Origin of the sequence: Bacteroides sp. NSJ-48, assembly GCF_014287405.1 — a bacterium.
Lineage (GTDB): Bacteria > Bacteroidota > Bacteroidia > Bacteroidales > Bacteroidaceae > Bacteroides > Bacteroides stercoris.
Map to the genome: position 1 here is coordinate 16,511 of NZ_JACOOD010000006.1, position 11,731 is coordinate 28,241.

General features: G+C 43.7%; 6 protein-coding genes. 2 read left to right on the top strand and 4 right to left on the bottom strand.

What is annotated here, in order from left to right; genetic code table 11:
* The first annotated feature begins 141 nt into the window (after positions 1–141).
* Both H8S52_RS04280 and H8S52_RS04285 read left to right on the top strand, forming a co-directional pair.
* On the top strand, positions 142–3,228 hold the full coding sequence (locus tag H8S52_RS04280; RefSeq protein ID WP_186909357.1) for a chondroitinase family polysaccharide lyase: 3,087 nt from the start codon (positions 142–144) through the stop codon (positions 3,226–3,228).
* A gap of 23 nt (positions 3,229–3,251) precedes the next feature.
* Entirely contained in the window at positions 3,252–4,610 is a 1,359-nt protein-coding gene (locus H8S52_RS04285) for a sulfatase (protein ID WP_186909358.1), read from the top strand.
* A gap of 155 nt (positions 4,611–4,765) precedes the next feature.
* Here H8S52_RS04285 and H8S52_RS04290 read toward each other — a convergent pair whose 3' ends face one another.
* The 4 genes from H8S52_RS04290 to H8S52_RS04305 form a co-directional block, all read right to left on the bottom strand.
* Complete coding sequence (locus H8S52_RS04290; RefSeq protein WP_117985562.1) at positions 4,766–5,719, bottom strand: tRNA-dihydrouridine synthase family protein; 954 nt, start codon at positions 5,717–5,719, stop codon at positions 4,766–4,768.
* Positions 5,720–5,737: 18 nt separating this feature from the next.
* Positions 5,738–6,871, bottom strand: coding sequence for a glycoside hydrolase family protein (locus tag H8S52_RS04295; protein ID WP_117985561.1), 1,134 nt, complete (start codon positions 6,869–6,871; stop codon positions 5,738–5,740).
* 188 nt (positions 6,872–7,059) lie between these two features.
* Positions 7,060–8,565, bottom strand: a complete 1,506-nt coding sequence (locus H8S52_RS04300; protein WP_186909359.1) for a RagB/SusD family nutrient uptake outer membrane protein — start codon at positions 8,563–8,565, stop codon at positions 7,060–7,062.
* Between the two features lie 27 nt (positions 8,566–8,592).
* Positions 8,593–11,685, bottom strand: a complete 3,093-nt coding sequence (locus H8S52_RS04305) for a TonB-dependent receptor (protein ID WP_117985560.1) — start codon at positions 11,683–11,685, stop codon at positions 8,593–8,595.
* Positions 11,686–11,731 lie beyond the last annotated feature (46 nt).

Sequence of the window (11,731 nt, forward strand, 5' to 3'; positions counted from 1 at the left end):
TTGGTTTACGAAGTTGTTCTGTTCTGTATCTTGTATAAAGCGTTATAACATTTTTAGACCTCTTCTGTACGATTTATGTCGCTCTTTTTTCTGAAAGAGGACTTTCTTTGTAAACGGTATAGTAACCTTAAATGAACAAATATGATGCAATTTAGTAAATGGACAATGGGAGTAGGGATGCTCCTCGGAACTTTGTTACCGGTAAGTGCAGAAGCCCAGGTAGTGAAGAATGACAAACTGCTTTCTTTTGAAGACCCGCAAATACCGGTATTTATTTCGGGAACGGATTCCCGTTTGGAAATCAGTGATGAACATTATAAAGATGGTTTGCATAGCTTGAGTTGGACTTTTAATCCGGGAGCTGTGCTTTCTATCAAAAAGGATTTGAAATTCGAGAAGAAAGACCCTACCGGAAAAGATACCTATCTTTCCGCTTTCATTGTATGGGTGTACAATGAGCAAGCACAGGATAAGAAAATAGAGTTTGAATTTTTAAAAGATGGAAAGAAATGCACTTCTTTCCCATTTGGAATCAACTTTACCGGTTGGCGTGCAGCATGGGTGTGCTATGAACGTGATATGGTGGGGACGCCGGAAGAGGGGATGAATGAAATCCGTATTATTGCTCCCGATACAAAAGGGAAGTTATATTTAGATCATATTATACCCGCCAGTAAGGTGGATGCCCGCCAGCAAACGGCTGACGTGCAAGTTCCTTTTGTGAATAAGGGAACTACCAATCATTGGCTTGTTATTTACGAACATTCTTTGTGGAAGCCGGATATACCCTTGACTGCCGTTAGCGAAACACAGAAACAGGAAATGCGGAAAATAGAAAAACGCTTCAGGGATATGCTCTATACACCCGGAAGGTTGTCAGATAAGGAAATGACGGCTATACGTAAACAGTATGACTACTATAAGATTACGTACAAAAACGGGAAAGTGAGCGGTCTGCCCATCTTCATGGTGCGTCAGGCGGAAGCTTACGAACGTATGATACCGAATTGGGATAAGGATATGTTTACCAAGCTGGGTATGGAAATGGACAAGTATTTCAAACTGATGAAGCGTATTGCCATAGCCTATAACAATGCAGCGGATGTTGCTGCGCAGGATGAATTGAAGCAAAAGTTCCTTGCCATGTACGGCCATATTACCGACCAAGGTGTGGCTTACGGCAGTTGTTGGGGAAACATCCATCATTACGGTTACAGTATGCGCGGACTCTATGTAGCCTATTTCCTGATGAAGGAAGTACTGAATGAAGCCGGCAAGCTGAATGAAGCCGAACGCACGCTGCGCTGGTATGCCATCACTAACGAGGTTTATCCTAAACCTACCGTAAACGGCATTGATATAGATTCTTTCAATACGCAGACTCAGGGACGTATGGCCAGTATCCTGATTATGGAGGATACTCCGGAAAAGCTGCAATATCTGCGTTCTTTCTCGCGTTGGTTGGATTATGGATGCCGTCCGGCTCAAGGCTTGTCGGGTTCTTTCAAGAAAGATGGAGCTTGTTTTCATCATCGTAATAACTATCCCGCCTATGCTGTCGGTGGGTTGGATGGAGCCACGAATATGATTTATTTATTGAGTGGAACAGAGTTCAAGGTGTCTGAACTGGCGCATTCCACTGTTAAGAACGTACTGCTCACGATGCGGTTTTATTGTAATTTGAAGCAATGGTCTCTTTCCATGTCAGGTCGTCATCCTAACGGAAAAGGAGAACTGATTCCCATTCAATATGCTACTATGGCTATTGCAGGAACGCCGGACGGTAAGCAGGAATATGATGCCGACATGGCTGCTGCTTATCTGCGTTTGATGGCTTATGTCAATAGGTCCGATGAAGATGCTCCTGATTATCTTCCGAAGGCTTCCACTCGTCAAGAGTTGGAGATGAAGAAACTGCTTGAAGCACAGGGATTCCGCCCCGAACCCGATCCGCAAGGCAACCTTGCATTGGGTTACGGTTGTGTTTCCGTACAGCGTCGGGATAATTGGGCGGCTGTAGTGCGTGGACATTCCCGTTATCTATGGGCTGCCGAACACTATCTTCCCGCCAATTTCTACGGTCGTTATCTGGCACATGGCAGTATGCAGATATTAACGGGTAAACCCGATGAAATGGTGACTTTTACTACTAGTGGTTGGCAAGAAAACGGTTTCGACTGGAATCGCATTCCGGGGGTGACGAGTATTCATCTGCCTTTTGAGCAATTGCGCGCCAAGGTATTGAATGTGGATGTTTACTCAGGTATGGAAGAAATGCTTTATTCCGATGAGGCTTTTGCCGGTGGGCTGTCCCAGGCCCGTCTGAATGGTAACTTCGGTATGAAGCTGCATGAGCATGACAAATATAACGGCTCTCACCGTGCCCGTAAGTCTTTCCACTTCTTTGACGGTACGATAGTATGTTTGGGTACGGACATTGAGAACACGAATACAGAGTATCCTACCGAGACGACTGTTTTCCAATTAGCAGCTATTACTCCTGAGAATCATAAATACTGGGATGGTTACAAGAGTGACGGACAGACTTATATTGATCCGAATGGGGTAGGGTACTATCTTTCCAAATCCTCTATGAGAAGTGCGAAATATGAAAAGAATTTCCCGCAGGTTACAGTCGGTGAACGAAGTACAAAGCCGACTTCGGGCGATTGGGTTTTCTTGACGCTGCAACATGGTAAGGCTCCGAGAGGCGCTTCTTATGAATATGCCGTATTGCCCCGTACGGACGCTGCTTCCCTGAAAGCATTTGCGAAGAAGCCTTCCTATAAAGTTCTTCAGCAGGATCGTAATGCCCACATAGTCCGTTCTTTGACGGATAATCTTACCTCTTATGTTTTGTTTGAAACTCCTCAAACGCTTCCTGCAGACGGGCTGTTACAGAAGGCGGATACTTCCTGTCTGGTTATGATTCGCGAAGATAGAGGCAAACTGTTACTGACTGTTTCCCAGCCGGATTTGGCATTGTACCGCGGTCCGAGTGATGAGGCTTTTGATAAGGATGGAAAACGGATTGAACGGAGTATCTATTCCCGTCCGTGGATTGATAACGAGAGTGGAGAAGTTCCCGTGACTGTTACATTGAAAGGTTGGTGGAAAGTAGCAGAAACACCGTATTGCAAACTTGTTTCGGCAGATAAGAAACAAACAGTGTTGCGTTTTACGTGTAAGGATGCTGCAAGCTTTGATGTAGAGTTGTTGCGTAAATAGGTTTTGATTAAATCTTTTTTGTCATGACGGAATTAAAGAATATCATGTTTTGTGCAACTGCCTTTGCCCCCTCTTTATTGGGGGCAAAGGAGCTGCCTAATATTATTTATATCGTAACCGACCAGCAGACGGCTTCTGCCATGAGTTGTATGGGAAATGCAGATGTACACACACCGAATATGGATCGTTTGGCACAGGCGGGTATTTTATTTAAAAATGCTTATTGCTCCGCTCCGTTAAGCGGTCCTTCCAGGGCATCCATGTTTACGGGACATACTTCCCACGAAGTCGGACTCTCCCGAAACAACGTTCCTATGGCCGATTCTTTGCGTACTGCCAGTTTAGGCTGGTTAATGCAACGTGCCGGTTATGAGTGTGCTTATGGTGGAAAATGGCATGTACATACCCCTTCCATGCCCAATGGTGAGTTCGGCTTTTCTACCATTCATCCGCATAATGATAATGGCTTGGCTGAAGCTTCTGTTGCTTTCCTTGAGCAGAAACATTCCAAACCCTTTTTCCTTGTAGTGGGTTTTGATAATCCCCATAATATCTGTGAGTATGCGCGCAGTCAGAACTTGCCATTTGGCAATTTGCCCGAACTTCCTCAAGATGAATGGCCCGGACTTCCTTCAAATTTTGCCCGTAATCCTTATGATGCCGATGTAATAGATTATGAACAGACATTGAACTATTCGGCTTATCCCACCCGTCATTATTCTCCTGATGATTGGCGGCGTTATCGCAGCCTTTACTTCCGGCTGGTGGAAAAGGTGGATGCCGAGATTGGTAAGATTGTCGATGCAATTGATAAACAGGATTTGTGGAAGAATACGGTAGTTATCTTTACAAGCGATCATGGTGATGGTATGGGTGCGCATCATTGGAACCAGAAATCGGCTTTGTATGAAGAAGTAGTGAATGTACCTTTGATAGTTACCCTTCCCGGAAAGAAGAATGCCGGCAAAGAAATGCCCCAACTTATTAATGAAGGTGTCGATTTCTTTGCTTCCGTATGTGACTGGGCGGGAATTTCCCTTCCTGGAGGTTTACATGGCGTCTCTTTTAGGTCTTTGGTGGAAAAAGCTGATCCTCAACAGGTACACCAGCCTTATATTGTCAGTGAGACTACATTTGATAAAGGAGTTGCTCGAGGTTGGGCCTTGCGTACTCCGCGTTATAAATATGTATTGTATGATAAAGGGCTGTATCGTGAGCAGCTTTATGACATGCTGAATGACCGCGGAGAAATGAGGAACTTGGCTATAGAGAAAAAATATCGGCAAATTCTCTTACAACATCGTGCTTATTTGAATGAGTGGATGAAACTGCATCATGTAGTTCAAATACGTCCTGAGGTGCATTTAATTCCGGATATGTAAATCGGAAAGTGTGTTAAAATGTGATAATCTTACATCCTGTCATTAACTTTGCTTAGAATGTTCTTTCATTTCTGTCATTAAATCATCCTTGGAAGAAGTTAGGCCGATAATGACCGAAAAGCATTTTGACACACTTTCTTTCTCTGTTTTTATTCTTATTGGTATGAAGATAGCAAATCGTTTACTGCTATCCGGTAATTGGTTAGTTTACTGGTTTTATGTATAGTTTTTTTAGCTTTACGGTTACCGTTGGGCAGCAGATATTCCCAAAAGTTCTTCATTTTCATCAATAACTGTGTTTCACCGCCTTGTAACTGTTCTTCATAGCTGTTGTATATCGCTGTATGTAGCTGTTTTACTTTGGATAGCATTTCATCAGGAGACAGCTTTCTGCTTTGCTGGTATTCCCAAGCTAAAGCCGGATTGGCAAGCAGACCGCGCCCTATTACAACTCCTGCCAATCTCGGAAAACGTTCGGTAACGGTCTGTATATCTTCTATTGTATGCAGGTCTCCATTATACAACAAGGGTTTATCGCATCCATGATAAAAAGCCTCAAATCCGTTTAAATCTACCTCTCCTTTATATTGCTGTTTCCCTAAACGCGGATGCAGGATGATGTGGGATAGGGGAAGTGTGTTCAGTAACGGTAGGAGTGCAAGGCATTCATTGGCGTTTTCCCAGCCTAATCTGAGCTTGACTGAGAAACGGATTTGAGGATATTTTTCTGTGGCGGCGGTCAGTAATTCTTTTATTTCTTCGGGATACGGCAACATTCCTGCTCCGTTATGCCGTTTGGCCAGCATGGGGAAAGGACACCCCAGATTGATGTCTGCTTCCTGATAATTATGCTTGATAAAAAGGGATACAATCTGTTCCAACATGATTGGTTGGGGTGCAATCAGTTGGGGGATCAGGTGTATATTCCGATTGTTTTCCGGGTTTATATCGCGTATGTCTTTTCGGCGGATTTCACCGTGTTCCACACGTACAAAAGGAGAATAATAGGTGTCGATACCGCCGAAGATACAAGCATGTGCTTGTCGGTAAGCAGCATCTGTATATCCTTGAAGAGGAGCGAAATGGATAGGCAATAAATTCTTGTTCATAACCGCAAAGATACGTTTTTATTCTTTATCTTTTATAGGAATAACCATATTCCAAGAGTGTGATGCATTCTCGAATCCGCCGGGACCATCCATAGTGGCAAAGAAAATGTAAGTAGGTTTGCCGTTTTCAAAGAAAATAAAGGGGCGTTCCAGTTGCCCTTGCATCTCCACTTTTCCGTCTTCCCATTCTATGGTACGGGAATAGGCTTTGGGAGCTTTGTCTACTGTCCACTGGATACCGTTTTCAGAGTGTGCCATAACACCACCGCCCCGTTCTCCTGTAAATTTGGCTACATGGTCTTTGAATAGGATGTGATAGCCTTCGGTGTCTTTCCATAGGAAAGGGTCTTCGGCTTCACCTTGTCCGTCTACTTCAAAGATAGGCTGATTGTTGTTCAATACATGGTAAGGACCTTCTATTGCAGGAGCATAGGCTATTCCGAGACTCATTGCCGAATGTTCGTAATTGTTAGTGTAATGGCGCCCTTTGAAGATCATGAGAACTGAACCGTCTTCCTGTATGATTGGAGAAGGATTTGAGGTAAGGAAACTATAGAATGTACCCGGTTGGGTTTTGAGTATCGGTTCGTCCAGACGTTTCCAGGGACCATATGGAGAATCGGCTACAGCCAGTCCGATGCGCTTATTGGCGCGGGCAACGGTGCACCAGGGGCTGTCTAAAGTGAGCTGCGCGTATGTCGGTTCGGCAAACGGGTGTGTAGATCCCATATAAATGAGATAATATTTACCGTTTTGTTTCAATATGCGCGGATTGTGTGTAGCACGCCCGTCCCAATACTGTGCACCGCGTGTGGGAAGTGCGATATCACTGAAACGATAAGGTCCTTGCGGTATATCGGACACAGCATGTACAATTTCAGACGCGACCATCCATCCCGGATGAAATGGTAATTTCTTGGGAAACCGGGATACGAACATGTGATATTTACCGTCATCTCCCTTTACTATTGAGCTGCCCCATACCCAATAACCTTCGGATGCAAAGGCAGGGGTGCGTGGGGCTTTATCCAGGCGGTGAAACAAACGGTTTTCCGACTGCTGCTTTAACTCAACCAGGTTTTCTATTTTTTGCGCAAATGCTGTCAGAAGAATGAAAATATTAAAGAAAAGTATCAGCTTATATCTTTTCATGAATGTGATAATGTTATAGCGTTAATTGGATGTGAACAAAGATACAGGTTTTTCGTATACCGGGTATATTGTTTATAAGAAAAAGAGAGAAGAATCTCACGATCCTTCCCTCTTTACATGTTAAATTGATTAAGGTCTGTTTATCAGATTATTGATAATAAAAATAAGGTTAGAAGTTTTGTGGTATATTAATATCCTGCATTATTGGTCCAGCCGGCAAGGTCTACCTGTTGATAAGGTACCGGGAAATGGTAATGGTGATTTGTGTTGAAAGTGGAAGCATCCCATTCTTCAGCACGCACCTCTTTTACTTTTTCCAAACGTACCAGTTCGAACCAGCGTTTCATTTCTGCAAAGAATTCCCAACCGCGTTCGTTGGATACGGCTGTTAAGAATGCGGTAGGTTCGGTTGTTGTGGTCAGTTCTATTTGCCTGTCTTGATAACCGGCGCGTTTCTGTACCTCCTGGATAGCATTCAGGGCATCTTGGTTCACAGAGTTTGTAGCACGGGTAGAAGCTTCGGCGTACATTAAAAGAACTTCTGCATAGCGGTAAATACAAGTTATACCGTTTGATTGTGCACTTTTACCGGGGGCTCCTTCGTCATAATCATAGTACTTGGAGATGGCGGGAAGTTTGTCTGCACTTTCGGTATATGGGATAATCTCTCCGCTTTTTATTTTCCATTCTGTCATATAGTTCCATTCTTTGCGGTCATCATTGGGATACGCCTTGAAGAAATCTTCATTGCCGTAATAGTCTGCCCATCCTGCATTAGGAGAATAATCGCTCGGATAGTAAGATTTACCGTAGTTACTTGCTATCTTATGTTTGGCACTATGCTGCAGGGCAAACATTACTTCGTTGGTTTCTGTTTTCTTGTCTTCTTTCCATAAATCGGAATATTCGGCTGTCAGTACAAGACCGGCTTGGGCCTTATTGTCCATGATTTCTTTGGCTTGGGCTGCTGCCAGACCGTAATATTCGGTTCCTTTGTTTAACGGCCATCCTGCCATTGTCATATAAGCATCTGCCAAGCATGCTTTTGCGGCCCATTTTGAGGGAGTGCTGTTGCCGCTACGTCCTTTGTTGGGTAACCATTCGGTAGCTGTAGTCAGACTGGGAATAATCGCTTTATCGTATATTTCGGCAACTGATGTTCTCGGCATGGTGATGGTTGCCTCATCGTTTTCCAGTAATAAAGGCACATCGCCATACAGACGGGTCAGATAGAAATAGGAAAGACCGCGCATGAAATAGGCTTCGCCCAATACTTCTTTAAATGCTTTGGCTTCTTTTTCGTTGGTGGGGATAGTAGTTCCCTTGATAATTTTGTTGGAACTGCTGATGACCTTATAGAACAGGGTCCAAGTAGTTGAGAAGTCAGCATCATTAGCTGTAAGATTCGGAGTCAGTCTGCTATAATAAGCCAGTTCGTTATTGGCCTTGGCTGCACGGTAGGTAATATCATCCGCACATACATTGATGCGTTGCAGACGGCTGTTGAATCCGTAATTTCCTTGCCATAAATCGCTGTAAAGGGCGTCTGCCGCTTTTTCAAGGCTTGCTTGGTCTACCGTATTCCAGTATTCTTCTTCTGTGATAAAGGATTCGGGTTCTTGTGTGAGGTCTACGCAAGAGGTCGTCAGTAATAAACTTCCGGCAACTGCTGTTAAATATATTAATTTCTTCATGTTGTTCTTATTTAAATAGGTTATTCATTAGAATGAGAAATTCAGACCGATTAAATAATTGCGGCTGTTAGGATAGGCTCCCCAATCAACACCTTGTACCAAAGGACTACCCATAGTAGCTTCCGGGTCCAGACCGGAGTATTTGGTGATGTGGAACGGATTCTGTACGGAGGCATATACACGCAGGTTGTTGATACCCAATGAACGGCAGGTTGCTTCAGGAAGAGTATAACCTAATGTGATGCTTTTCATCTTGATGAAACTTCCGTTTTCAACGAAACGCGTGCTGAAGAAGTCTTTATTTTCAGTTCCGCCTTTCACGAATCCCGGTATATCTGTATTGGTGTTGGTCGGTGTCCAACGGTTCAGCAACTCGCGCATAGGGGTTACGCCTGCCATTTGTTGGCTCTTAATCAGGTTATATCCCATTTGGTGAGTGGCATTGTAGATGTCAAATCCATGGAAACCTACTACGAAGAACGAGAAGTCAAAGTTCTTATAATTGAATGTATTGTTCCAGCCCCAGTTGAATGTCGGTTGTCCGCATCCGATAATGCCTTGGTCTGCATCATTGTATACGCCGTCTTTGTTGACATCTACATATTTGGAGTTACCCGGTTTTACTTTGTACACTTCTCCGTTGGTTTTGCCGTTTGTTTGACCATTGGCATCTATGAATGGAGCATTTACATCATCCTCCTGCCATACTCCTGCGAATGTGTATCCCCAGAATGAACCTAATTTCTCTCCTTCAATCATTTGGAATATCTGGTTTTGGAAGTTTCCGGCCTGTTGTTGGCGGTGGTTAGCTGTCGGAATCTTGTTGAACGTACCTTTGTTGTGAGATAATGTCAGGTCTGTGTGCCAGCTGAATTCTTTATCACTGAAAGGATCTGCACTGATTGTAAACTCAACACCTGTATTCTTGATTTCACCTGCGTTATCAAGGATGGCAGTATATCCCATGTGTGAGGGACGTGCCACTTCCAGCAAAATATCTTTTGACAATTTGCTATACCAGTCTGCTGTTAAGCGTACGCGACCGTTCAGAATACCGAAATCAACTCCGACATTGAACTGGTCGTTGCGTTCCCATTTTAGGAAAGGAGCAGCCGGTCGGTCTATCTTATAGGCGGTAGAAGAACTCCCGTTTGGAGTAGTAACGGTAACAGGCGTCATTTTGGAATAGATACGATAAGCCTCTACAGCTTGGTTTCCTACGGAGCCGTATCCTAAACGGAGTTTCAGTTGGTCGATGAAACTATTCTCCTTCAAGAAATTTTCTTGCTTCAAATCCCATGCCAATGCAGCAGAAGGGAAGTAACTCCATTTATCTTTCAGACGTGAGGAACCATCGGCACGGATAGAGGCGGTAAGCATGTAACGGTTCATGAATACATAGTTGACACGTAACATTCCTGACATAAGGGTATTGATGCTACGGTCGGATGCAATGGCTGCGAGGTTTGAATCGGACCATGCCAGATTATTGACACCGATCATGTCGATATAGTCTAAGTTATATCCTGTACCGGTATGGTTGTAGTTGTTGTCATAAGACTGCTCGAATACGGCAGTTGCATTGATACGGTGATTTTCATTGAATTCCTTTACATAGCTCAAAGTATTGGTATTCAGCCATGAAGTGTTCCAATAGCTACGTGCTTGTCCTTGAGTCAGACTGTTTTTGTAGGAATAATAACTGTCTTCGTTTTCTACCGAAGTATTCAGTCTGTTATCAAAAAGCACGCCTAGTTGAGAGCGGAAACTCAAACCATCCAGAATATCGAACTGGACATAGCCCTGTATGCGGTTATTGATTGTTTTGTTAGAGTTGCTGGATTCCCAGATGTATCCCATAGGATTGTATGCCTTGCCACCATCAAAGAAGCTATTGTTATATTCTCCTTCTTCGTTTTTAGGTTCGATGGTACTTGGAAAGTACATGCTTTGCTGTATCAAGCCATCGTATTCGGTAATACGGGGTTTGCTTGTTTCACGATAGTGACCGTATATGTTCAAACCTGCTTTCAGCCATTTCTTGATTTTGGTATCTACCTTTAAACGCCAGCTGTAGATTTGGCTTCCTGATTCTTTAATGATACCTTGGTCGTCCTGATAACGGAGAGAGGCTAAGAACGTTGTTTTTTCACCACCACCGGCAATGGAAAGTTCATAGTTCTGAGTAACTGCCGGGCTGCGGAAAATTTCTCTTGAATAGTCAAATCCTGCCTTGCCGGATTTGAATGCTTCGAGTTGTTCCGGACTGTAAAAATGATTATCACCATAGCCAAAGTATTCTTTACCGTAATCGTTTACCAAGTTGGCATATTCGTACGGAGAGAGGTTATCGGGGTATTTGGCAACGGTTTTAATATTGGCAAATGCGTTGAAAGAGACAGTTAGCTTATCCTTTTCAGGATTTTTGGTCGTTACCAGGATAACACCGTTGGCACCGCGTGAACCGTATACAGCTGTTGCTGAAGCGTCTTTTAATACCTCAATGGAGGCGATGTCTGCAGGGTTCAATGACTGGAGAGAACCACCGATGAATCCGTCAATTACAACAAGCGGTCCTGTTTCTGCCGTAATGGAGTTGATACCACGGACGCGGATGGTGTTGTCGCCGCTGGGGTCACCGGAACCTGAGAGTACGGATACACCGGCCATACGTCCTTGCAAGGCATCGGATACATTACCTGTCGGGGTACTTTTTAATGCATCGGCTGTCTTTACGGAAGCTACCGCACCGGTCAAGTCGCTTTTACGTTGAACGCCATAGCCTACTACCACCACTTCTTGTAATAATTGGCTGTCTTCACTTAGCGTTACGTTAATATGCGTTTTGCCGGCTACTGCTATTTTTTGGGTCTGATAACCGATATAAGAGAATACGAGAGTCGCATTGGACGGTACGTTGGGAAGTGTGTAATTTCCGTCAATGTCTGTAATACATCCATTGCTGGTTCCTTCCACTTGTATGGAGGCACCAATCACAGGACCTAAATTGTCACTTACTGTACCTGTTACTGTAATGTTTTGTGCATTAGCTTGTGTGGCGAATAGCACAAAGAGCAACATAATACCTAATGTCTTGAATAGATTAGATTTCTGTTTCATAAATATTAATTTAATTGGTTATTTAAAAAAAGGCTTTTATCAGTCT

Coding starts and splice junctions, on each gene's coding strand:
- H8S52_RS04280 (WP_186909357.1), top strand. CDS start 142: ATGATGCAATTTAGTAAATGGACAATGGGAGTAGGGATGCTCCTCGGA.
- H8S52_RS04285 (WP_186909358.1), top strand. CDS start 3,252: ATGACGGAATTAAAGAATATCATGTTTTGTGCAACTGCCTTTGCCCCC.
- H8S52_RS04290 (WP_117985562.1), bottom strand. CDS start 5,719: ATGAACAAGAATTTATTGCCTATCCATTTCGCTCCTCTTCAAGGATAT.
- H8S52_RS04295 (WP_117985561.1), bottom strand. CDS start 6,871: ATGAAAAGATATAAGCTGATACTTTTCTTTAATATTTTCATTCTTCTG.
- H8S52_RS04300 (WP_186909359.1), bottom strand. CDS start 8,565: ATGAAGAAATTAATATATTTAACAGCAGTTGCCGGAAGTTTATTACTG.
- H8S52_RS04305 (WP_117985560.1), bottom strand. CDS start 11,685: ATGAAACAGAAATCTAATCTATTCAAGACATTAGGTATTATGTTGCTC.